Source organism: Hyphomicrobium sp. CS1BSMeth3, assembly GCF_900117415.1.
Taxonomy (GTDB): Bacteria; Pseudomonadota; Alphaproteobacteria; order Rhizobiales; family Hyphomicrobiaceae.
The window spans coordinates 70264-92209 of sequence record NZ_FPEI01000004.1; the positions used below are offsets into that span (position 1 = coordinate 70264).

Consider the following 21946-nt stretch of genomic DNA (forward strand, 5'->3'; position numbering starts at 1 on the left):
CGACACGCCGCCAGCACCAATCCCAGCTCGCACCCGCAGCCACACATGGTGCCCGGCTCCTGCCGCCTCCGTTACTTGCCGCCGCCGAGGCTGTGCACGTAGATCGCCAGCGACTTCAGCGTAACAGGATCGAGACGACCATCCCAGGCCGGCATGGCGCCGCCACGACCGGTGACGATCGACTGCACGATGTCCGTCTTCTTGCCGCCATAGAGCCAGATGTCGGCCGTGAGGTTGGGTGCGCCGAGCTCGGGATTGCCCTTACCCTCGGGACCATGGCACGAGGCGCACTGATCCGCGAACGTCTTGGCACCGCGCGCGACGGCGGCCTGATCGGTCGCCCGCTTGCTGAGCGAGAGAACGAACTCGGCGGCGTCATTGATCTGGTCCGGCGTCAGCATGCCGTCCGTTCCGAACTTGGGCATGTCACTGCGGCGCGTCTCATTGTGCGCGCTGCGGATGCCGTAGAGGATCGTCTTCTCGATATCCGCAAGCGAGCCGCCCCAGATCCAGGCGTCGTCATTGAGGTTCGGATAGCCGGCAAAGCCCTGCGCACCGCGGCCGTGACACGGCGCGCAGTTCGTCGCGAAGGCCGAGGCGCCACCGACCATGGCGAAGCGCAGGAGATCGGGATTGTTCTTGACCTCGGCGAGCGGCGTCTTCTCGAGTGCTGCGCGGAACGTCGCCTGCGCGGCCTTGGCGCCCTGCAGCTCCTCCGACACCGTCGCGCGCTGGCTGTAGCCCCAGATGCCCTTCGTGTAGCCGTTGAGCGTCGGCCATGCCGGATAGACGATCATGTAGCCGATGGCCCACACGATCGAGGCATAGAACGTCATCAGCCACCACTTCGGCAGAGGCTTGTTCAGCTCCTTGATGCCGTCCCAGGTGTGGCCGGTCGTCTCGACGCCGGTAACCTCGTCAATCTCGCGCTTGTCGCTCATTCCCGCCCCCGCTTGGCATTGTGCCCCCGCTTGGCATCGTGATTGTCGTCGAGATCGAGGGCGCAGCGCTGCGCCGCATCGAAGCGCGGACCATTGGATGGCCAGAGCGCGTAGACGACGATGCCGGTAAACAATCCGACGAACATGAGAAGCGAAACCACCTGGCTGATGGTGGCGACGATGTCGTACGTCATGTCATCACCTCCCTAGTGTCCCGATTCCGAAGTTCGCAATGCGTCTCGGCTGGTGTCCCGTGCGAACTTCGGAATCAAAAGGGACACCAGAGCCGTGAACTTGGTAGTGTGATTCAGATCGAGAAATTCGCTCGATCCCGAACCGCGATGTGTGGCGAATTTCTCGATCATCACACTACCGCAGGTTGGGCCCGGCAGCGTCGAACGTCGCGAAGTCGACGAGCTGGCCGAGGATCTGAAGGTAGGCAACGAGCGCGTCCATCTCGGTCGGCGGCACACCCTGCTGGCCATCGAACTTGGCGACGCGCGCCTTGGGATAGCGCTTCAGCAGGTCACGCGCCGGGCGACTGTCGGGATTGATCTGCGCTGCGAGATCGGTGCGCACGTTCGCGATCATCTCATCGCTGTAGGGCACGCCGACCTTGCGCAGCGTCTTGAGGCGCGCCTCGACAGTCTCCGGGTCGAGACGGCGCGTCAGCAGCCAGGGATAGCTCGGCATTATGCTCTCGGGGACGACGGCGCGCGGATTGTTCATGTGCTCGACGTGCCATTGATCCGAGTACTTGCCGCCGACGCGCGCGAGATCCGGCCCCGTGCGCTTCGAGCCCCACTGGAAGGGATGGTCGTACATGCTCTCGGCGGCGAGGCTGTAGTGGCCGTAGCGCTCGACCTCGTCGCGGAGCGTGCGCACCATCTGGCTGTGGCAGTTGTAGCAACCCTCGCGGACATAGACGTCGCGTCCGGCCTGCTCGAGCGGCGTGTAGGGGCGCATGCCCTGCACTTTCTCGATCGTGCTGTCGACCCAGAAGAGCGGCGCAATCTGGAAGAGACCGCCGATCGACACCACGATGAGAATGCCGACCAGGAGGATGATCGAGTTCTTCTCGAAGACTTCGTGCTTCATTGATGCGGTCCCCCTCACTCGGCCGGCTGAAGACGGAGGCCGGGCGCGGCGGCGACGCGCGGCTGTTCGGCGATGTCGACAGGCTCATCGCCGCGGATCGTGCGCCAGACGTTGTAGGCCATGATCAGCGCGCCACTCAGGAACAGGATGCCGCCGATCGCGCGGATCACGTAGTAGGGATGCATGGCTTCGACGGTCTCGATGAAGGAGTACTGGAGGAAGCCGAGGCTGTCGTAAGCGCGCCACATCAGACCCTGCGTGATGCCGGATACCCACATCGCCGTGATGTAGAGCAGGATGCCGAGCGTCGAGATCCAGAAGTGCCACTCGACGAGCCGCATGGAGTAGAGGCCCTTGCGGTTCCACAGCCACGGCACGAGGCAGTAGATGGCACCGAATGAGACCATGGCCACCCAGCCGAGCGCGCCCGAGTGCACGTGGCCGATCGTCCAGTCCGTGTAGTGCGAGAGCGAGTTCACCGCCTTGATGCTCATGAGCGGGCCTTCGAACGTCGACATGCCGTAGAAGGCGACGGAGACGACGAGCAGGCGCACGACGGCATCGGTTCTGAGCTTGTCCCAGGCGCCGGAGAGCGTCATGAGGCCGTTGATCATGCCGCCCCAGGAGGGCATCCAGAGCATGATCGAGAAGGTCATGCCGAGCGTCTGTGCCCAGTCAGGCAGCGCCGTGTAGTGGAGGTGGTGCGGGCCCGCCCAGATGTAGATGAAGATGAGCGTCCAGAAGTGCACGATCGAGAGGCGGTAGGAATAGACCGGCCGCTCCACGCGCTTCGGGATGAAGTAGTACATGATGCCGAGGAAACCGGCCGTCAGGAAGAAGCCGACCGCGTTGTGGCCGTACCACCACTGCGTCATGGCATCCTGCACGCCCGACCAGAGAATGACGCTCGAGGGGCTCGTGAAGCTCACCGGCAGTGCGGCGTTGTTCACGAGGTGCAGCATCGCGATCGTCACGATGAAGGCGAGATAGAACCAGTTCGCGACGTAGATGTGGGGCTCCTTGCGGCGCCAGATCGTACCGAGGAACACGAGCAGGTACGTAACCCAGACGATCGTCAGGAAGAGATCGGCGTACCACTCGGGCTCGGCGTACTCCTTGGCCTGCGTGATGCCGAGCAGGTAGCCTGTGCCGGCAATGGCGATGAAGAGCTGGTAGCCCCACACGACGAACCAGGGCGACCAGCGCCCGGCGAGGCGCGCGTGGCACGTGCGCTGGACGACGTAGAAGGACGTGCCGATGAGCACGTTGCCGCCGAAGGCGAAGATCACCGCGCTCGTGTGGAGCGGGCGGAGACGGCCGAAGCTGATCCAGGGAAGATCGAAGTTGAGGGCCGGATAGGCGAGCTGGAGCGCCAGGAGAACGCCGACGAGAAATCCGGCAATGCCCCAGATGACCGCGGCGACAACCGTCACCTTGATCGGCCCGTCGAAGTACCCCTCCGGCGGCTCGTAGTTGCCGATCGCAATCGCCGCCTTCTCGCGGAAGGCGACCGTCATGACGTAGATGCCGGCAGCCGCCGACGCCAGCATCATGAGCAAGCCATGGAATGACATGGCCGGGTCGTTCGACCCAAAGAACCAGATCCCGCCGACGAGCGCGAACAACGCGGCGGCGATCACCGCCAGCACGTCGCCGAACGCCTCCAGGCCCTCTCTTGTATCCGCCATCGTAGATTTCCCCCGGATGCCCGAGCCACCGGCCGCCGCACCCACTGAGGCAGGAACGGCCAAACGCATCGGACATTAGAAAGCGGGGAGGTCGGAGGAGTTGATCCAGGTCAAGGCTGGAGACGAACAGGTGGCGACGCGCGGTCGCACGCGCGGCGAATTTCGCTGATATCTCAAATGCCGAGTATGGTCGGGAGCGCGGTCAGCGAGGTGATCTGATGCTGCGGGGCGCCGCCGTCGATCTGCTTGGTCGCGTCATGGATGCCGCCGTCGCGCACGACCTGCACGGTCGTCCAGCCGAGCGCGTTGGGCGCGATGAAATCCTTGGCGGGATTGTCGCCCACGTAGACGAAACGATCGCCGGACGCGCCGATGGCTGCCGCCACGCGCTCGAAGGCCATGGGATGCGGCTTGAAGTAGGCGCGATCAGCGCCGAGGGCATCGGTATAGACGATCTCGTGGAAACGCGGCTCGAGCGCGAGGGCGCCGACCTTCTTGCGCTGCACGGACTGCGTGCCGTCCGTAATGAGCCCAAGGGGCCCTTTGCTCCCGTAGTGGTCGAGCGCCCATGCGCCATCGTCGAACAAGGTCAGCTCGGCCGCCGCGCCCCGATAGACTTCCCTGAGCAGGTTGAGGTGCTCCGGGCCGTGCGCGGGGATGTGCGTCTCGAGCACTGCCTTGAAGAGCTTGCCGAGCATTCCCGCATCGAGGAGCCGCGTCATCTCGTCGGCAACGCCCTCGACGCCGAACTCGGCCCTGGCCCAGTCGCCGCACGCCCGAAATCCGCACAGCGCGAACTGGCGCTCGGGATAGAGCGTATCGTCAAGATCGAACACGACGCGCAGGCGGCCCACGGCGCGGCCTCCGTAAATGCATTGGGATGAATGTTTAAGGCAGCGGCAGCGTCTCGTGCTCGCGGAGCTTCGCGCCGGTCATGTTGTCCACCTCGACGAGGCGCACGCGGAAGCCCCAGAGCCGCGCCACGTGCATGAGCGTGCGGTCGCACTCGTCCTTGTCGAGCAGGATGCCGTCACGCACGAAGTGCGTGAGCACGAGGCGCCGGCTTCCCGACAGATCCGCATCCGTCACCTGGATGTCGGGGTCCTGCTGCGAGACGTCGTACTGGCGCGCAAGCAGGCGGCGAACATCGCGGTAGCCCATCTCGTCGTGGATGGCTTCGACGCGCACCGCATGATCCTCGGACTTGTTGCGGATGTGGAAGAGGCGGAAGTCGCGGATGACCTTCGGGCTCAGGAACTGGTGGATGAAGCTCTCGTCGCGGAAGTTCGCCCAGGCATCCTTCAGTGTCTCCATGGGCTGGCCGTTGCCGGCGAAGTCGGGGAACCACTTGCGGTCCTCGTCCGTCGGATCGAGGCAGATGCGCTTGATGTCGCGCATCATGGCGAAGCCCAGCGCATAAGGATTGAAACCACCGAAGCCGCGGTCCGAGAAGCCCGGCTGGTAGACCACCGCCGAGTGCATGTGCATGAACTCGAGCATGGAGCCGTCGGTGACGAGCCCCTTCTCGTAGAGCCGGTTCATGATCTCGTAGTGCACGAAGGTCGCGCACCCCTCGTTCATCACCTTGGTCTGGCGCTGCGGATAGAAGTAGGTCGACAGCACGCGCACGATGCGCAGGATCTCGCGCTTCCAGGCCGGCAGCTTGGGCGAGTACTTCTCGAGGAAGTAGAGAAGGTTCTCCTCGGGCACGATCGGCGGCGTCGGATCGATGACGACTTCCTCGGCCTTGGCCTCGGGCTTGGACTGCGGCAGCGTGCGCCACAGCTCGTTGTAGATCTCGATCTCGTACTCGCGCCGCTTGATCTCGCGCTGGCGCGCCTTGGCCGGATCGAAGCGGCGGCGGGGGGCGGCATTACGGCTCACGCCTTGGTTCATCAGCGCGTGCGCGGCATCGATCACGGCCTCGACAGCCGAGACGCCGAAACGCTCCTCGCAATCGGCGACGAACTTCTTCGCGAAGGCGAGGTACTCGAGGATCGCGTCGGCCTGCGTCCACTGCTTGAAGAGGTAGTTGTTCTTGAAGAAGTGATTGTGGCCCATGGCCGCGTGCGCGAGCACGAGGCACTGCATCGTCATGGAGTTCTCCTCCATGATGTAGTTGATGCAGGGATCGGAGTTGATGACGATCTCGAAGGCGAGCGAGCGCGCGCCCTTGCGATAGTACATCTCGTCGTGGGCAAAGCGCTTGCCGAACGACCAGTGGCGGTACATGACCGGCATGCCGATCGAGGAATAGGCATCGAGCATCTGCTCGGCCGTGATGACCTCGATCTGGTTCCGGTAGATGTCGAGCCCCATCTCGCCGAGGCCGACCTCGGCAATGGCGTCATAGACGTCGCGAATGAGGTCGAAGTTCCAGTCCGGCCCATCGAAGAGCGGCTTCTCTGCCTTGACCGCGGGCTTGAAGATGTCCGTCATGATCATGGGCGGCTTCCTCAGGAGCCTGCAGAGGCAGAGAACAGCTCGTGGAAGACCGGGAAGATCTCGGCCGGGCTCGTCACGCGGCGCATCGCGAAGTGCTTGTTGCGCTCCGCAATCTCCTTGTAGCCGTCCCACACGATCGTGTCACCGAAGCCGATCTGCTCACTGACCTCGATATAGGCAAAATACTGGCACGCGGGCAGCAGGTGGTTCTCGACGAGGTCGAGGCAGCGCCCCATGTCGTCGGGGATGTTGTCGCCGTCCGAAGCCTGCGCGGCGTAGATGTTCCAGTCCTCTGGCGAGTAGCGGTCGCGCACGATGCGGTCCATTTCCTCGAGCGCCGTCGAGATCACCGTGCCGCCGGTCTCGACGCCGCGGAAGAATGTCTCCTCATCGACCTCGCTGGCCGTGCTCGTGTGGCGGACGAAGACCACGTCCACCTCGCGATAGTGGCGCGACAGGAAGAGGTGGAGCAGCATGAAGAACCGCTTGGCGAGGTCCTTCAGCGGCTCGGTCATGGAGGCTGAGGCGTCCATCAGGCAGAACATGACGGCCTGTGTTGCCGGCCTCGGCACGCGCTCCGTACGGTTGTACTGGAGATCGATCGGATCGACGTAGGCGATCGTGCGCCGCAGACGCAGCATCCTGTCGAGACGCGCGCGCAGCTCGGCGATCCGGTTCTCATCACGCGGCTCGTCCGTCTCGGCCTCGGCAAGCGCGCGCTCGAGCTGGAGCACATCCGTGTCCTTGGGGCGCCTCAAGGCAATGCGCCGCGCGAGCGAGCGGCGCATGGTGCGCACGCGATTGAGCTTCGCCGGCGGTCCGTCGGTCGTGTAGCCCGCGCGCTGCGGCACCGGCGACTTCAAGTCCTTGAGGCGTGTCTTGATCAGGTTGGGAAGCTTCAGATCCTCGAAGAAGAGGTCGAGGAACTCGTCCTTGGTGAGCGTGAAGACGAAATCGTCCTGCCCCTCGCCGTCGGCACTCGCCTGACCGCCGCCACCGCCTCCGCCGCCACCCTGCGGCTTCGGGATGAGATCGCCGACCTTGTAGTCCTTGTTGCCCGGCAGGACCATGTCGCGCGTGCCGGTGTCGCGGCTGTGCGAGAACGAGGGCTCGCGCACGCTCTTCGAGCGGATCGAGATCTTCTCGGAGCCCTCGACCTCGGACACCTTGCGCTTCTTGAGCGCGTCCTTGACCGCCTCGCGAATGTCGGCCTTGGCCCGGCGAACGAAGCGCTGCCGGTTGCCAAGGCTCTTGGACTTGGGGTTGAGCCGACGATCAATAATGTTCATTCACGGCCCCCACAGCCCAGCCCTAGTGCCCCTTCTGATTCCGAAGCTCGCTCGGGACATCAGCACCGACGTCTGGCGAACTTCGAAATCGGGACACGAGCGGGTCAGCTCGACTTCTTCACGCGCATGTACCATTCGACGAGCCGGCGGACCTGACGCGGCGTGTAACCGCGCGCGACCATGCGGTCGACGAACTCGTGGTGCTTCTTCTCGGCGTCGCTGTCCTTCTTGGCGCCGAAGCTGATGACCGGGAGCAGATCCTCGACCTGGCTGAACATGCGCCGCTCGATGACGTCGCGGATCTTCTCGTAGCTCGTCCAATCCGGGTTCTTGCCACCGTTGCGCGCCCGCGCCCGGAGCGAGAACTTCACGACCTCGTAGCGGAAGTCCTTCGGATTGGCGATGCCGGCCGGCTTCTCGATCTTCGAGAGCTCCTGGTCGAGCAGCTCGCGGCTCATGAGCTGGCCCGTGTCGGGATCCTTGAAGTCGTGATCCTCGATCCAGGCGTCGGCATAAGCGACGTAGCGGTCGAACAGGTTCTGCCCGTAGTCGTTGTAGGACTCGAGATAGGCCTTCTGGATTTCGTTGCCGATGAACTCCGCATAGCGCGGCGAGAGATCTTCCTTGATGAACTCGAGGTAGCGCGCCTCGGTGTCCTCCGGCATCTGCTCGCGCTTGATGGACTGCTCGAGAACGTACATCAGGTGCACCGGATCGGCGCTGATCTCGTGGCTGTCGAAGTTGAAGGTCTCCGAGAGGATCTTGTAGGCAAAGCGCGTCGAAGCGCCGTCCATGCCCTCGGTGACGCCTGCCGCATCGCGATACTCCTGCATGGTGCGCGCGTGCGGGTCGGTATCCTTGAGGTTCTCGCCGTCGTAGACGCGCATCTTGGAGAAGAGCTGCGAGTTCTCGTGCTCCTTGAGGCGGCTCAGGACCGAGAACTGCGCGAGCATCTCAAGCGTGCCGGGCGCGCAGGGCGACTCGGCGAGCTCGCTCGCCCGCAGCAGCTTGTCGTAGATCTTCTTCTCCTCGGTCACGCGCAGGCAGTACGGCACCTTGATCACGCAGATACGGTCGAGGAAGGCTTCGTTGGTGCGGTTTGCACGGAAGCTCTGCCACTCGCTCTCGTTGGAGTGGGCGATGATGATGCCCTGGTACGGCATGGCGCCGACGTTCTCGGTGCCGACGTAGGTACGGTCCTGCGTCGCCGTGAGCAGCGGGTGTAGCATCTTCAGCGGCGCCTTGAACATCTCGACGAACTCGAGGAGGCCCTGTGACGTGCGATTGAGGCCGCCCGAATAGGAGTAGGCATCGGCGTCGTTCTGGCCGAAGTGCTCGAGCTTGCGGATATCGACCTTGCCGACGAGCGCCGAGATGTCCTGGTTGTTCTCGTCGCCGGGCTCGGTCTTGGCGACGCAGATCTGGCGCAGCTTCGAGGGGTAGAGTTTGACGACGGTGAACTTGGAGATGTCACCACCGAACTCATCGAGGCGCTTCACGGCCCACGGCGAGATGAAGCCGCCGAGCACGCGCACGGGAATGCCGTACTTCTCCTCGAGATGCGGGCCCATGGTCTCGGGATTGAAGAGACCGAGCGGGCTCTCGAAGATCGGACTGATCTCGTTGCCGGCCTTCAGCACGTAGATCGGGCACGCCTCCATGAGATCCTTGAGGCGTTCGGCGAGCGAGGACTTGCCGCCACCGACGGGCCCGAGCAGGTAGAGGATCTGCTTCCTCTCCTCGAGACCCTGCGCGGCGTGACGGAAGTAGCCGACGATGCGCTCGATCGTGTCCTCGAGACCGTAGAAATCCTTGAAGGCCGGATAGATCTTGATCGTCCGGTTCATGAAGATTCGGCCCAGGCGCGCGTCGTCCGCCGTGTTGACCATGGTCGGCTCGCCAATGGCTTTGAGCATCCGCTCGGCTGCCGTGGCGTACATCGAAGGATCCTTGCGGCAGCCCTCGAGGTAGTCCTTCAGCGGCATTACGACCTGCTTCTGGCGGTCGTAGCTCTGAGCGTAGAGGTCGAAGATCTCACTGCGCGTCGCCATTGCTCTGCCCTACGGTGTTTTAGAGCCCAACGGGTACCCGGCCTGTGATCCGTCGCTTCCAAACGCGTCACTCAGATCGGGCATTTCATCGCCAAGGCGAAGTATGAGCCATTTTACCGTCACGTGGACGCTTGCTCGTCTTTGCCTTTAGTATTTCGTTGGCCTGTGCGGCTATTCAACCGCACCTCCCCGCCACATTTTCATATCGCATTGCAACATAACGATACCGCATCGCAGCAACGATACAAGTGTCGTCTATGCCGCGGCCCCTCACGCCCGCCCTGGCGCCCATCAGAGCGCTCCAACGCTACTCGAAGAAAATGGAACAAAGACAATCGCGTGGCTGATCAGGTCCGAAAATCAGCATCCGCTGCAGTTCGATCGCGTTTCCAAAACGATCGCCGGTTCAGCCGACATTCCGCAGTATTCAACTCAACAAATTGCATACCGCGTACGCATTATGCCAGTTGCAAATTCGTAATGTGGATCGTGCCCGATTCGACGGGCCTGGACCGCTGTTTCCAACAGCGCCTTTGCTTTCAAGTCCTATGTGTCCAGAAGGTGACAGACGCGGCAGTTTCAAGACACGCTGCCGCATTGCCCTGCATTTGCCTGCGAAAATGGCGACGACGTCGGTTCAACGGTGCGGATCGCCAGTTCGTTCCGCACATCGGCAGTCTGCCGCACCCGAACTTCACCCAGCACGCCGCGCCACGCCAGCTCGCGCTGCTAAGCCGGTGGCCTGCCGAGAGAAACGCGCGGCGGCGTCATGCAGCCGCGCTCACGTCTCCTCGCCGAAGCCGTCCCTGACGAGTGCTACGAGCGCAATGAGCGCATCTCGCGCATCATCGCCCTCGGCCATGATCGTGATCGTCGTCCCCTGGCTGGCAGCAAGCGTCAGCAGCCCCATAATCGAGGTGCCACCTACGGCCTGGCCGTCACGGGACACGCAAATATGCGCAGAGAAGCCCTCGGCGCACTTGACGAATTTGGCAGAGGCCCGCGCGTGCAGGCCCTTCTTGTTGCGGATCGTCACGTCCGCGCGGTGGGTCTCGGCTTCGGTCAAGTCGACTGGCTCATCGCGGAGGTGGCGAGGGCACGTCAGGTTGTCCCGGAAAGAACCTGACTGGCCACGGAAATGTACTTCCGACCGGCTTCTTTTGCCAGATCCACCGCCTCTACGAGCGGGCGATCCTTGCGAACACCGGCGAGCTTGATCAGCATCGGCAAATTGACGCCGGCAATCACTTCGGCGCCCGTCGCCTCCATGACCGAGATGGCGAGGTTCGACGGCGTGCCGCCGAACATGTCCGTGAGCACGACGACGCCCTTGCCGCTGTCGGCGCGCTGCACGGCCTCTATGAGCTGCTGGCGTCGTCGCTCGATGTCGTCATCGGGACCGATCGACAGCGTTTCGAGCTGCTCCTGCGGCCCGACGACATGCTCGAGTGCCGCCTTGAATTCAGTCGCCAGTCCTGCGTGCGTAATGATGACCAGACCGATCATCGCTCGCTTCCGCCTCCTATCACCCCCGACGTGCGGCACATGATTGGCAAAGGCTAGGAGGGCGCGCAAGCAAAACCGGACACGCCCGAGGTTACATATTGGTCATAAATGCTCTGGACTTAACGAGAACGCCGCGCTGCCATCACTCGCCGAGCGAGGCCGCCTGGCGGTACCAGGGCTGGCGTTCCAGGAAAGCGCGCTCGGCATGGTCGCTGCCGTCGAGCGGCGCCCGCCCCGCATAGGTGACGCGGACGGTGGCTAGGCCCTGGCCCTTGAAATCGAGCAGGCGGGCGGCCTCCTTGGACAGGTCGATAATCCTATCCCCCTTGAAGGGTCCTCGGTTGTTGATACGCACCATGATCGTCCGCCCATTTACCGAATTGTGCACGTAGGCATAGGACGGCATGGGAAGCGTGCGGTGCGCCGCCGATAGACGGTGCATGTCGTAGGTTTCGCCGTTGGCGGTCACGCCGCCGTGGAAGCGGGGGCCGTACCACGAGGCAGTGCCCACCTCCTCATAGTCAGGATCCTCGGCCGGCGTGTAGGTGCGGCCCGCGACAGTGTACGGCCGCCCGATCTTGTAGGCGCCACGCTCCGGCAGGACGCGGGAGGCGCGCGGCCCCCTGGCGGCGCATTCGGACGGCGCATCGAGGCGGGGGGAGCCCCACTTCGTCAGGCACGGTCCGCGCTCGCCAGGCGCTTGAGGGCCCTGCGGAGGCAGGACCTGCATGGAGGGCGCGATCGGCGTCTCCGGCGCCAGGGATGGCGCAGGCATGGTGACGAGCGGCGCAGTGGCCGGCTCTGTGCTGGTCTGCCAATTTGCAGTGGGCGGCTCGTCGCGCGCGCAGGCGCCGAGCATGAGAGCAGCGCCGAGCACCAGCGCGATCCTGGGCCCGCCTCGCATCCGCCCGCTCATCATGCGGGCCGCGTTACCAGCCATGCTCATTAAGCGCATGGAACTCCATCGACTCGAAACCAGCCGGCGACATGCCGGCCAGCGAGCTGCGGACGCTCGATGATTCGCGCACTCTGCGCAAGCTTATGCTCAGATGTGTACCACACCGATCATCACGGGACGCCCCGAGCGCGACGCTACCGTCGCGTCCTAAGAGCGAGGGAAGATCTCGGCGTAAATCTCGAGCACGTTGCCGTCCGGGTCGCGGAAGAACAGCGTGCGATGGCCGAAGGCCTGATCTGTCGGCGGCGAGACGATCGCGACGCCGCGCTCGGCAAGCGTCGCGGCGCACAAATCCACTTCATGGGGCGCAACTCGAAACGCAAGCTGCAGCGAAAGCGCGCCGATGGGTGGTGCCGGATCGTCGAAGCGACCTCCTCGCTCGGTCAGGGCGAGAATGCTCGAACCAATCCGGTACTCGACCCATCGCGGGGACAATTCCTTGTGAAGGGGAAAGCCCATTGTCGTCCCGTAGAACGCCCGCATCTCGGCCATCTGACGCGCAAAGATGACGGTGTAGTCGAGGCTGCGAATGGGAAGCAGCGGGTCCATCACAACTCCTCGATCTTGCGCCCGTCGTGCCGGGACCTGCCTCACCCGATCGCCGCAAGGGCCTTCTCGATATCGGCGATGATGTCCGCCTCGTCCTCGATGCCGACGGAGAGGCGCACCACGTCATCGCCGGCACCAGCGGCCGCGCGCTGCTCGGGCGTGAGCTGGCTGTGCGTCGTGGAGGCCGGATGAATAACGAGGCTGCGCACATCGCCGATGTTGGCGAGATGCGAGAAGAGCTCGAGCGCACCGACGAATTTGACACCCGCCTCATAGCCGCCCTTGAGCCCGAACGTGAAGACCGCGCCGGCGCCGTTCGGCGAGATCTTCTTCTGGAGGGCATGGAACTTGTTCTCGGGCAGGCCCGCGTAGTTGACCCATGCGACCTTGGGATGCTTCGCGAGATACTCGGCAGCGGCCTGCGTATTGGCATTGTGCTGGCGCATGCGCAGCGGCAGCGTCTCGATGCCCGTGTTGATCAGGAAGGCATTGAACGGCGAGATGGCCGGTCCGAGATCGCGCAGCCCCATGACGCGCGCGGCGATGGCAAAGGCGAAATTCCCGAAGGTCTCGGCGAGCACCATGCCGTTGTAGCTCGCGTTCGGCGCGGTGAGCGTCGGATACCGATCGCCCGCCTTGAGCCAGTCGTACGTACCGCTGTCGACGATGAGGCCGCCGATCGAGTTGCCGTGGCCGCCGAGGAACTTCGTTGCCGAATGCACGATAATGTCGGCGCCATGGTCCTTGGGCTTGACCAGGTATGGCGTCGCGAGCGTGTTGTCGACGATGAGCGGGATGTTGTGCTTCTTCGCGATGGCACCGATAGCCGGCAGGTCGATGATGATGCCGCCCGGATTGGCGATGCTCTCGACGAACAGCGCCTTGGTCTTCGGCGTAATCGCCTTCTCGAAGCTCGCGGGATCGGTCGAATCCGCCCAGATGACGTTCCAGTTGAACTTCTTGAAGGAGTGGTTGAACTGGTTGATCGAGCCGCCGTAGAGCTGGCGGCCAGCAACGAACTCGTCGCCCGGCTCGAGCAGCGTGTGGAAGACGAGGAACTGCGCGGCATGGCCGGAGGCCACGGCGAGCGCCGCGGTGCCCCCTTCGAGAGCAGCAACGCGCTGCTCGAGAACGGCCTGCGTCGGGTTCATGATGCGCGTGTAGATGTTGCCAAACGCCTGGAGGCCGAAAAGAGCGGCAGCGTGCTCGGCGTCATTGAAGACGAACGAGGTCGTCTGGTAGATCGGCGTGACGCGGGCCCCCGTCGATGGGTCGGGCGCCGCCCCGGCGTGGACCGCCAGCGTCGCAAAGCCCGGGCCCTTGGTCGCATCCGTCATCAGATCTCTCCCTAATATTCGGTTGGCCTACCGGCGTTTCATCCCACTACAAGCTGATCGGCGCCCGTGGCGTCAATGGCGAAGTCGTGGCAAGCATTTCGCTGCGCGCAATATGGCCCTCGCGCGGTGCAGTTGGGCGCGCGACACGGCTCGGCTATCTTCGATCGGAAAGCTGACACTACGGGGACCTTGCGCATGGACAAGGACAAGCTCGCGGCATTGAGGGCCAAGTACGCAGGCGCCAAGGGCGGTAACGTCCTGGACCCCGCCTTTGCCGAGGTTGCCGCACGCGTCTTCTCGGCGCCCGACCGTCGCAAATGGCCGTTCGCCGATCCGGCGACGCTGCTCGGTGCGCGCTTTGCGCCCGATGCGGCCGTGACAGGTTTCGCCGGGCTCGATGTGGCCCTCATCGGCGTTCCCATGGACCTCGGCGTGACAAACCGCGCGGGTGCGCGCCTCGGGCCCCGCGCGGTGCGCGGCGTGGAGCGGATCGGCCCCTATGAGCATGTGCTGCGCGTTGCGCCCATGGGCGAGCTCGAAGTCGCGGACGTCGGCGATGTGCCCATGAAGAGCCGCTTCAGCCTCGATGAATGCCACGCCGATATCGAGGCCTTCTACAACGAGATTGCGCGGGCCGGCGTGATCCCCCTCTCGGTCGGCGGCGATCACTCGATCACGCTGCCGATCCTCAAGGCGCTCGGCCGCGAGCGGCCACTCGGCATGGTCCACATCGATGCGCACTGCGATACGGCCGGCGAGTACGAGGGCGCCAAGTTTCATCATGGCGGGCCCTTTCGCCTCGCCGTGCTCGAAGGTGTGCTCGATCCCGAGCGCGTGATCCAGATCGGCATTCGCGGCGGCGCGGAATATCTCTGGGAGTTCTCCTTCGAGAGCGGCATGACCGTCATTCATGCCGAAGAGGTGGGCGAAATGGGGCTCGCCACGGTCATCGCGAGGGCGCGGGAGGTCGTCGGCAGCGGACCGACCTATGTGAGCTTCGACATCGACAGTCTCGATCCGGCCTTTGCGCCAGGCACCGGCACGCCGGAGGTCGGCGGTCTCATGCCGCGCGAAGCCCTGGCCATCCTGCGCGGGCTCGCGGGCATCGATATCGTCGGCGGTGATGTGGTCGAAGTGGCGCCGCAGTACGATGCCAACACCACGACGGCGCAAGCCGGGGCGCAGATGCTCTTCGAGTTGCTATGCCTCGTGGCGCTGCGCGGGACGGCACGCGGCGCCTGAGTACCTCTAGCCGAGCCCAGCCTCGGCGATACGCGCGTAGAGCGACTCGCGATCGTAGGGCTTGAGCACGTAGTCGTTGGCGCCCGCGGTGATCGCGCGCGAGAGCTCGACCTTGTCGTTCTCGGTGGCGCAGTAGAGGATGAACGGCCGCTTCTTCTTGTTGAGCGGCCGGAAGGACTGAAGGAACTCCATGCCCCCCATGACCGGCATCTGCCAGTCGAGCAGGATCATGTCCGGCATCCCGGAATCGCAGATATCGAGCGCCTGCTGGCCGTTCTCCGCCTCGATCACCTCGAAGTTGAGGTTGGTCATGATACGGCTGGCGACCTTGCGGATGACCTCGGAGTCCTCGACGATGAGACACTGTTTCATGCACACGATCCAATTGGAGCGCCACACCGCGGCGCCAGGCTGCAATTGAAGAAAGGGCCACATCCGATCGGACGCGGCGCGAGTGTGCGAAACAAGCGTTAAGAATTTCCTGAGACTTGGATTGCATTCCGCTCGGAAGACAGGCCGCCGGCATGACGGACACAGAGCAGCAGAACACCAGAGACACGGCCGGCGACAGCGGGCTCTGCCAGTCGTGCGGCGCCTGCTGCGCGCATTCGCACGAATGGCCGCGCTTCACGCTCGAGAGCGATGACGAGATCGCCCGAATACCACTGGCAATGATCGCCGCTGACGGGTCGGGAATGCGCTGCGACGGCGAACGCTGCGCAGCGCTCGCCGGCACCATCAATAGTGCGGTGAGCTGCACGATCTATGCCGTGCGTCCCATCGTGTGTCGCGACTGCCTGCCCGGCGATGATGCCTGTACAATGGCCAGGACCGCACGAAACCTGCCGCCCATCGCCTGAAGCGGTGCCGGAAAACAATCCGCCCCGAGGAGGCCCCCGGGGCGGCATCTGCTATCGGCACGCACTGACTATAGAGGTCGGTCAGATATCGATATCGTCCGAGCCGCCACCCCAGTCGCCGTCACCATCGTCGGCGCCGGCATCGTGGTAGTCGGTATCGTAGTTGCCGGGATCGTTGTTCGAGGAGTCCTGATGACTCACCTCATTGGGCGTGGAGCCGCTGCCGCTCTGCCCGGCGTGTGCCTCTCCGCTCTTCGGGCCGCCGAACATGCCGCCGAGGCTGTTGGCGAGAAGCGTACCACCCGCAACGCCGGCTGCCATGGCTGCCGCCGTGCGGAAGAAGCCGCCACCACCGCCCGACTGTGCCTGCGGCGGAGGCGTACCAGGGCCGGGACCGGGAGGCGGAGACTGCGGACGCCCGCTGCTCCACGATGGACCACGCGCCGGCTCGGGCGATGAGTCGTACGCACTTGGGCCGCTGCGCGAGCCGATCGGCGGAATGCCGCTGCCGCGGTCGTCGCCATACCGGCGGTCATCCGCGTAGCGGCGATCGTCGGCATAGTCGTCGCGCTGCGGGGGTGCGGTGCCGCGCCGGCCACTGAGGAAGCCGCCGCCGCTCGATGCCGGGCGAGAAGCGTTGGCGAGCTGCTCCTCGAGCTCGTTGATCCGGCCTTCCAGATCCCCAATATGAGCCTCTTGAATGAGCGTGGTCTGCACCAGGATGTAGGCGCTGTCAGGTGTTCTCCGCATGAGCTGGTTGATCAACGCGTCGGCCTCGGGGTCCTTGTCGGCTGGACCATTGGCCTGAAGGCGCGCGAACAGATCATTGATTGCGTGCCGCTCGTCTGGGGTTAATGCCATCTGAGATTCTCCGCTCCCTTTACGTCGATGACGCGCGTTTAATGTCGTAAGCGGCAGGGGCGCGCACAAGGCCGCGCGCCTTTCTCGCAAAAATTTAATGTTGGGAGGCGTGCACGCGAACAAGCGCAGAACAGATGGTGACAGCCACGCTCGCGTTCTTCAGGTTAAGTTATCGCGTCTGCCGGCTGGCGCAGATCGAAGACCCCAAGTAGCAGCAGCCCGGCAGCAAAGCCGCCGAGGTGGGCTTCCCAGGCAATGCCGGCGGCATCGGTCAAAACAGGCGCCGCGAACGCAACGAGGAAGTTCACCACGACGAACGCGATGATGGCGAACAGCATGCGCCGGCTTTGAAAGCATTCGCCGACCGTGGCGAGACGGACCGTGCGCGGCGACTCACGCATCTCATGGAAATCGCCGTTATCGATCGTCGGCAGCAGCAGGCGGAAGCCGGCCGCCATCAGTCCCGAGATCGCCCCCGATGCGCCCACCATGGGCACGACCTCACCCCATCGCACGACCATGAAGGCAAGCGCGCCGGCAATCCCGCAGACGGCGGCAAACAGGAAAAAGCGGGTCGTGCCGACGCGTCGTGCCACCGCGCTCCCGAACACCAGCAGCCACGCACTGTTGATCAACAGGTGCGTCAGGTCTCCGTGAACGAGCTGATGCGTCAGGAATGATGTCCAGGACGCGAGGGGGCCGCCCGGAAGCTCGCCCGCAAGGCCGACGTAGCGTGCCGGAATGAACGCCAGCACCCAGACCAGGTGCTCGTCGTCGACGTCGGTGAGACGCGCCATGCCGACGTGCACAATCATTAACACGGCAAGCGCGGCAACGACGGCAGCCGGCACGTTCAGGATCGGTTCACGGGTCAAGGAGTGGCCCCAGCTCTGATATCGCTCTGCAGGTAGTGCATGATGCGGCCACCCGCAACCCGGCGGATGGAAGGCCACAAATCGGCACGATCGTTAACTGGCACGAAAGCTGCTGATCGAGTGTCGTGCAAGCACCATGTGGCGCGCCTGTCCTACTTTGGGCCGGTCTCCGCGACCCGTTGGGCGCCTGTACACGCGTCAATGGAGGGAACTCCACCCGGTCGGGGACCAGGAATGCAGCATACGACAAGCCAGATCCTCTACAAGTACTGGAACGAAATTCGTGGCCGACGCATGGCGCCACGCCGCTTCGAGATCGAGCCGGCGCGCTTCGCAGCCATCCTACCCGAAACCTTCGTCGTCGAGTGCGAAGAAGGCGAAGGACACCGCTTTCGCCTCGCGGGTACACGCGTCACCGAGAAGCTCGGCTTCGATTTGCGCGGACGGGAGTTCTCCGATCTTTTCGATGGTTCAGAACACGCAGATCTCAAGCCATTTCTTGCATCCATTACCGGGCAGGGCGCCGTCGGGGTCATCACAGCCGAGATGTCGACGGCGAGCGGGCGCAAAGCACTTTTCGAAACCCTAGTTCTTCCGCTGATCCATACCGAGGACCGCATCACCCGCCTCCTCGGCGCTCTATCGACCCGTAACCACGAGCCCTGGCTCGGCACCGAGCCGCTCAAACCCGGGCGGATCGTCGCGAGCGACATCATCTGGCCCGACGGCCGCCCGCACGCCGTAGCCGAGCGCATGGCGCCACCACCTCCGAGCCCCTTCAAGTACGACTTCACGCGCTCGCGCCTCGTGCGAAGCCGGCGGCGTCTGTTCCGCGTCTACGAGGGCGGGCGGTAAACAGCGTCACATTCCGGGACAGCAAGGATCACGTCCAAAAGTAAACGCGCGAGGTACTAGTTCAGCGTCCACCGCGATCTGCAGCAGCCTTGGCATCGGCCGTGAGCACCTCGCTCGCCCGCGCGCAGTCGACGTCCATCTGCGCCTTCAGGGCATCGAGGCTGTCGAACTTGCGATCGCCGCGCAGGAACTCGACGAACTCGACCTCGATGCGCCGTCCGTAAAGATCGCCGTCGAAGTCGAACAGGAAGACCTCGAGCACCGGCGAACCGTCATCGAACGTCGGGCGCGTACCGAGGTAGGCCGCACCCTGGTAGCGCTGCCCCTCGAAGTCCACGTGGACCGCATAGATGCCGTGGGCGAGCGCCGCGCCGCGCCCAAGCGCGATATTGGCCGTGGGATAGCCGAGCCCAGTCCCGCGCCGCGCACCACCCTGCACGATGCCCTCGACCTTCCAGCGGTGGCCCAGCATCTCCGCAGCTCCTTCGACATCACCCTGCGCCAGCTCGGCGCGCACCGCACTCGATGAATACACTTCGCCACCGCTGCCGATCGGCGGCACGACGGACACGCCAAAGCCGAAGGCCTTGCCGAGCTCCACAAGCTGCTGGGCATTACCGGCGCGGCCCTTGCCGAAGAGGAAGTCGTAGCCAATGACGATGTGCGCGACCCCGAGCCCCGCGACCAGCACGCGCTCGACGAATTCCTCCGACGACATCTGCGCGAGCTCGTGCGCGAACGGCAGCACGAACGTGATCTCGACACCGTAGATCTCGAGGAGCTTCAACTTCTGCGGCAGCGGCGTCAGCGTAAAGAGCGGCCGCGCCGGCTGGAAGAACTCGCGCGGATGCGGCTCGAACACCACGGCGCCGGCACGAATGCCGAGGCGCGCTGCTTCCGCCCGCACGCGTGCGATCAGCGCCTGATGGCCCTTGTGGACTCCATCGAAGTTACCGATCGCGACCGATGCGCCACGCGCACCGGGCGGGACATGATCATAGCCCTGGAAGACGTCCATGGGACTGGCTGCTCGATCCTTTGCCGCCGAACCTTACTGTGCCCCCTCCAAGCAACATAGAAGGGGGAGGAAAGAAACAGCCGCCTAGTGTGATGATCGAGAGAAATTCGCCACATCTCGCGGCACGGTACGGAGCGAATTTCTCGATCATCTGCGACGGCATCAAGCCGGGCGCGCGGGCACCATCAGAATGGCCTCGCCGTCGAGCACGGTCTTTCCGTCGACCGTGCACACGCAGTCGAAGCGCGCGCGACGCTTGGCGGGGAACAGCTCGGCGACCTTGACCTTGGCGACGACCTCATCGCCGATCCTCACCGGCGCCTTGAAGTTCAGCGTCTGGGAAATGTAGATCACGCCCGGGCCCGGCAGCTCCATACCGAAGACGGCTGAGATATAGCTCGCCGTCAGCATGCCGTGCGCGATGCGCTCCTTGAACATCGTGCGAGCGGCGAAGTCCGTGTCGAGGTGAACCGGGTTCTTGTCGCCAGTGACCTCGGCAAAGCCGATGATGTCGGTTTCTATGACCGTCTTGGCGAAGCTCGCTTCCATGCCAGGTTCGAGGTCCTCGAAGTAGTAGGACTTCCGCGTCATAATTGTCATGATCCTGCTCCCCCAGTAAGCGTCCTCCGCGCTGCCCCTTCGGGTCGGCGGCTGGCGCGGCGCAACACTAGGTCCCGTCATAATGCGATGCAACAACGAAAGTTGCGTATGGCACCGCATCGCACCAATGAACTGAGCTTTGGTTTCCAAGTCCGGGCCAGATCGACCATTTCTGCCCTTGGCGACCAAAGCCCGGAACGCCGGGAGCCATGCACCCTGTTCGCGCCTGCCAGACGGACCGATCGAGTTGTAGTGCTGGACGGCGCGAAGCGATTCGCAGATGGTCCGCCCGTGGCGCGTCGCGCCCCCCGGAGCTCAGGAAAATGATCTCAGGGCCTTGAGCGCGTCCTAAAGCAACGGACTTGAAATTCGCCTCACCTCGATGCCGGGCAGGGAGCGAATTTCAAATCCAAAGTTGCTTTGGAACCATTGATCCTAAAGCGTCTTTGGACCTCGAATGCGACTTTGAGCCCGACCCGAACCGTGGGTCGCATTCGAGGTCCGACGCTTTAGCCGGGAGCTGACGCAGCCGATGACTGCCACTGGTACAATGCTGAACGTTTGGCGCAACGTCAGTCTGCTTGCGCTTTCCCAGGGCCTGTTCATGTCCGTGCAGGCCATGGGCATCGCGACGACGCCGCTCGCGGCCCACTCCCTTCTCGGCGCCGACAAGTCGCTCGCGACATTGCCGATCTTCGCGACGCACGCCGGCATCATGCTGGGAACGATCCCGGCATCGCTGCTCATGGACCGCATCGGCCGGCGCATGGGCTTCACGCTCGGCACGATGATCGGTTTCATATTCGGTCTGGTTGCCGCCTACGCGATCACGGTGCGCAGCTTCGAGTGGCTCTGCGTTGCGGCAGTGCTGCAGGGCCTCTCGGCCTCCTTTGCCTGGTACTACCGCTTCGCCGCCGCCGACAGCTCGCCCGTGGACTTCAAGGCGCGCGCGATCTCCTACGTCATGCTCGGCGGTGTGATCGCGGGCTTCGCCGGGCCGCAGCTTGCCAAGTGGTCCGTCGACTGGTTCGCGCCCATCACCTTCAAGGGCGTCTACGTCACGATCTCGCTGGTCAGTCTCGTCAGCATGATGGTCGTGCAGTTCCTGCGCATTCCGACGCTGAGTGCGAGCGAGCGCGCCTCCGGTGGCCGGTCGCTGCGCGTCATCGCAGCCCAGCCGACGTACCGCGTCGCGCTCTGCTCCTCGATGCTCGGCTATGGCGTCATGACGCTCGTCATGTCGGCGACGCCGCTCGCCATGCTGGCCTGCGGCTATGGCTTCTCCGACAGCGCGACGGTCATCCAGGTCCACATCGTCGCGATGTTCCTGCCGTCGTTCTTCACGGGCACGCTCATACAGCGCTTCGGAGCGCTTCCGATCATCGCTTCCGGCGCGCTGATTCAACTCGCGTGCGCGCTCGTCAATCTCTCCGGCGTCGACTTCTGGAACTTCCTCATTGCCAACCTGTTCGTCGGCCTTGGTTGGAACTTCACGTTCGTCGGCGGCTCCGCCCTGCTGACGCAAACCTATGAGCCAGCCGAGCGCGCCAAGGTCCAGGCGAGCCACGACTTCACGGTCTACGCGACGACGGCAACGGCTGCCGCGCTCGCCGGTTTCCTCCAGCAGCGCGCAGGCTGGACCGTGCTGAACCTCGCAGCGATCCCACTCATGGCAACCGTCGTCGGAGCCACCATCTGGCTCGCCATGCGCCGGCGCCGGGAAGCGGTCACGGCACCGAACCCGGCCGAATAGCGCCGCGGGCAGCACCTCGA

Annotated in this window: 21 protein-coding genes and 1 pseudogene; 4 read left to right on the plus strand and 18 right to left on the minus strand. The window is 64.1% G+C overall.

What is annotated here, in order from left to right:
- Positions 1–71 precede the first annotated feature (71 nt).
- The 13 genes and pseudogenes from ccoP to CS1BSM3_RS04605 all read right to left on the minus strand — a co-directional run bounded on the left by ccoP (position 72) and on the right by CS1BSM3_RS04605 (position 13862).
- Positions 72–941 carry a cytochrome-c oxidase, cbb3-type subunit III gene (ccoP, locus tag CS1BSM3_RS04545; RefSeq protein ID WP_072385810.1) on the minus strand — a complete coding sequence of 290 codons (870 nt, stop codon included), beginning with the start codon at positions 939–941 and terminating at the stop codon, positions 72–74.
- Complete coding sequence (locus CS1BSM3_RS04550; protein WP_072385811.1) at positions 938–1135, minus strand: cbb3-type cytochrome c oxidase subunit 3; 198 nt, start codon at positions 1133–1135, stop codon at positions 938–940. Before CS1BSM3_RS04550 ends, ccoP begins: the two co-directional genes overlap by 4 nt.
- A 175-nt stretch (positions 1136–1310) precedes the next feature.
- On the minus strand, positions 1311–2039 hold the full coding sequence (ccoO, locus tag CS1BSM3_RS04555; RefSeq protein ID WP_072385812.1) for a cytochrome-c oxidase, cbb3-type subunit II: 729 nt from the start codon (positions 2037–2039) through the stop codon (positions 1311–1313).
- A gap of 14 nt (positions 2040–2053) precedes the next feature.
- Entirely contained in the window at positions 2054–3727 is a 1674-nt protein-coding gene (gene ccoN, locus CS1BSM3_RS04560) for a cytochrome-c oxidase, cbb3-type subunit I (protein WP_083528253.1), read from the minus strand.
- Between the two features lie 173 nt (positions 3728–3900).
- Positions 3901–4581, minus strand: coding sequence for an HAD family hydrolase (locus tag CS1BSM3_RS04565; protein ID WP_072385813.1), 681 nt, complete (start codon positions 4579–4581; stop codon positions 3901–3903).
- 34 nt (positions 4582–4615) lie between these two features.
- Complete coding sequence (locus CS1BSM3_RS04570; protein ID WP_072386680.1) at positions 4616–6166, minus strand: SpoVR family protein; 1551 nt, start codon at positions 6164–6166, stop codon at positions 4616–4618.
- Positions 6167–6183: 17 nt separating this feature from the next.
- On the minus strand, positions 6184–7461 hold the full coding sequence (locus CS1BSM3_RS04575; protein ID WP_072385814.1) for a YeaH/YhbH family protein: 1278 nt from the start codon (positions 7459–7461) through the stop codon (positions 6184–6186).
- A 104-nt stretch (positions 7462–7565) separates the two neighbouring features.
- Complete coding sequence (locus tag CS1BSM3_RS04580; protein ID WP_072385815.1) at positions 7566–9512, minus strand: PrkA family serine protein kinase; 1947 nt, start codon at positions 9510–9512, stop codon at positions 7566–7568.
- 781 nt (positions 9513–10293) lie between these two features.
- Positions 10294–10578, minus strand: coding sequence for an HPr family phosphocarrier protein (locus CS1BSM3_RS04585; protein WP_072385816.1), 285 nt, complete (start codon positions 10576–10578; stop codon positions 10294–10296).
- A gap of 35 nt (positions 10579–10613) precedes the next feature.
- A complete protein-coding gene (locus CS1BSM3_RS04590; RefSeq protein WP_072385817.1) occupies positions 10614–11018 on the minus strand; it encodes a PTS sugar transporter subunit IIA in 405 nt (134 codons plus the stop codon).
- A 208-nt stretch (positions 11019–11226) separates the two neighbouring features.
- Positions 11227–11607 (minus strand): annotated as a pseudogene (locus CS1BSM3_RS28520) (septal ring lytic transglycosylase RlpA family protein); the annotation flags it as partial.
- Positions 11608–12123: 516 nt separating this feature from the next.
- Complete coding sequence (locus CS1BSM3_RS04600) at positions 12124–12525, minus strand: VOC family protein (protein ID WP_072385819.1); 402 nt, start codon at positions 12523–12525, stop codon at positions 12124–12126.
- A gap of 41 nt (positions 12526–12566) precedes the next feature.
- Positions 12567–13862 carry an O-acetylhomoserine aminocarboxypropyltransferase gene (locus tag CS1BSM3_RS04605; RefSeq protein WP_072385820.1) on the minus strand — a complete coding sequence of 432 codons (1296 nt, stop codon included), beginning with the start codon at positions 13860–13862 and terminating at the stop codon, positions 12567–12569.
- Between the two features lie 189 nt (positions 13863–14051).
- On the opposite strand from CS1BSM3_RS04605, the gene speB reads away from it, so the two are divergent.
- Positions 14052–15104 (plus strand): agmatinase, encoded by a 1053-nt coding sequence (speB, locus tag CS1BSM3_RS04610; protein ID WP_072385821.1) that lies wholly within the window; start codon positions 14052–14054, stop codon positions 15102–15104.
- A 6-nt stretch (positions 15105–15110) separates the two neighbouring features.
- Here speB and CS1BSM3_RS04615 read toward each other — a convergent pair whose 3' ends face one another.
- Complete coding sequence (locus CS1BSM3_RS04615) at positions 15111–15476, minus strand: response regulator (RefSeq protein ID WP_072385822.1); 366 nt, start codon at positions 15474–15476, stop codon at positions 15111–15113.
- Positions 15477–15628: 152 nt separating this feature from the next.
- On the opposite strand from CS1BSM3_RS04615, the gene CS1BSM3_RS04620 reads away from it, so the two are divergent.
- Positions 15629–15964, plus strand: a complete 336-nt coding sequence (locus CS1BSM3_RS04620) for a YkgJ family cysteine cluster protein (RefSeq protein ID WP_072386681.1) — start codon at positions 15629–15631, stop codon at positions 15962–15964.
- A gap of 81 nt (positions 15965–16045) precedes the next feature.
- On the opposite strand, the gene CS1BSM3_RS04625 is transcribed toward CS1BSM3_RS04620, so the two are convergent.
- Together CS1BSM3_RS04625 and CS1BSM3_RS04630 are read right to left on the minus strand one after the other, a co-directional pair.
- The gene (locus tag CS1BSM3_RS04625; protein WP_072385823.1) at positions 16046–16825 is read right to left on the minus strand and encodes a DUF2076 domain-containing protein; all 780 of its coding nucleotides are present in this window, start codon (positions 16823–16825) and stop codon (positions 16046–16048) included.
- 164 nt (positions 16826–16989) lie between these two features.
- Positions 16990–17700, minus strand: a complete 711-nt coding sequence (locus tag CS1BSM3_RS04630) for a rhomboid family intramembrane serine protease (protein ID WP_072385824.1) — start codon at positions 17698–17700, stop codon at positions 16990–16992.
- Between the two features lie 234 nt (positions 17701–17934).
- Here CS1BSM3_RS04630 and CS1BSM3_RS04635 point away from each other — a divergent pair, with 234 nt between their 5' ends.
- Positions 17935–18555 carry a PAS domain-containing protein gene (locus CS1BSM3_RS04635; protein WP_072385825.1) on the plus strand — a complete coding sequence of 207 codons (621 nt, stop codon included), beginning with the start codon at positions 17935–17937 and terminating at the stop codon, positions 18553–18555.
- A gap of 61 nt (positions 18556–18616) precedes the next feature.
- Here the strand turns inward: CS1BSM3_RS04635 and CS1BSM3_RS04640 are convergent, their stop codons facing one another.
- Positions 18617–19573, minus strand: coding sequence for a bifunctional riboflavin kinase/FAD synthetase (locus tag CS1BSM3_RS04640; RefSeq protein ID WP_072385826.1), 957 nt, complete (start codon positions 19571–19573; stop codon positions 18617–18619).
- Positions 19574–19735: 162 nt separating this feature from the next.
- A complete protein-coding gene (locus tag CS1BSM3_RS04645; RefSeq protein WP_072385827.1) occupies positions 19736–20173 on the minus strand; it encodes a MaoC family dehydratase in 438 nt (145 codons plus the stop codon).
- A 532-nt stretch (positions 20174–20705) separates the two neighbouring features.
- Between CS1BSM3_RS04645 and CS1BSM3_RS04650 the strand changes: the two genes are divergently transcribed.
- Positions 20706–21926, plus strand: a complete 1221-nt coding sequence (locus CS1BSM3_RS04650; RefSeq protein ID WP_072385828.1) for an MFS transporter — start codon at positions 20706–20708, stop codon at positions 21924–21926.
- Positions 21927–21946: the final 20 nt, after the last annotated feature.

Bases quoted from the DNA above. Each gene is read 5' to 3' on its own strand.
- ccoP (WP_072385810.1), bottom strand. From the start codon at position 941: ATGAGCGACAAGCGCGAGATTGACGAGGTTACCGGCGTCGAGACGACC.
- CS1BSM3_RS04550 (WP_072385811.1), bottom strand. From the start codon at position 1,135: ATGACGTACGACATCGTCGCCACCATCAGCCAGGTGGTTTCGCTTCTC.
- ccoO (WP_072385812.1), bottom strand. From the start codon at position 2,039: ATGAAGCACGAAGTCTTCGAGAAGAACTCGATCATCCTCCTGGTCGGC.
- ccoN (WP_083528253.1), bottom strand. From the start codon at position 3,727: ATGGCGGATACAAGAGAGGGCCTGGAGGCGTTCGGCGACGTGCTGGCG.
- CS1BSM3_RS04570 (WP_072386680.1), bottom strand. From the start codon at position 6,166: ATGACGGACATCTTCAAGCCCGCGGTCAAGGCAGAGAAGCCGCTCTTC.
- CS1BSM3_RS04575 (WP_072385814.1), bottom strand. From the start codon at position 7,461: ATGAACATTATTGATCGTCGGCTCAACCCCAAGTCCAAGAGCCTTGGC.
- CS1BSM3_RS04580 (WP_072385815.1), bottom strand. From the start codon at position 9,512: ATGGCGACGCGCAGTGAGATCTTCGACCTCTACGCTCAGAGCTACGAC.
- CS1BSM3_RS04590 (WP_072385817.1), bottom strand. From the start codon at position 11,018: ATGATCGGTCTGGTCATCATTACGCACGCAGGACTGGCGACTGAATTC.
- CS1BSM3_RS04600 (WP_072385819.1), bottom strand. From the start codon at position 12,525: ATGGACCCGCTGCTTCCCATTCGCAGCCTCGACTACACCGTCATCTTT.
- CS1BSM3_RS04605 (WP_072385820.1), bottom strand. From the start codon at position 13,862: ATGACGGATGCGACCAAGGGCCCGGGCTTTGCGACGCTGGCGGTCCAC.
- CS1BSM3_RS04615 (WP_072385822.1), bottom strand. From the start codon at position 15,476: ATGAAACAGTGTCTCATCGTCGAGGACTCCGAGGTCATCCGCAAGGTC.
- CS1BSM3_RS04620 (WP_072386681.1), top strand. From the start codon at position 15,629: ATGACGGACACAGAGCAGCAGAACACCAGAGACACGGCCGGCGACAGC.
- CS1BSM3_RS04625 (WP_072385823.1), bottom strand. From the start codon at position 16,825: ATGGCATTAACCCCAGACGAGCGGCACGCAATCAATGATCTGTTCGCG.
- CS1BSM3_RS04635 (WP_072385825.1), top strand. From the start codon at position 17,935: ATGCAGCATACGACAAGCCAGATCCTCTACAAGTACTGGAACGAAATT.
- CS1BSM3_RS04640 (WP_072385826.1), bottom strand. From the start codon at position 19,573: ATGGACGTCTTCCAGGGCTATGATCATGTCCCGCCCGGTGCGCGTGGC.
- CS1BSM3_RS04645 (WP_072385827.1), bottom strand. From the start codon at position 20,173: ATGACAATTATGACGCGGAAGTCCTACTACTTCGAGGACCTCGAACCT.
- CS1BSM3_RS04650 (WP_072385828.1), top strand. From the start codon at position 20,706: ATGACTGCCACTGGTACAATGCTGAACGTTTGGCGCAACGTCAGTCTG.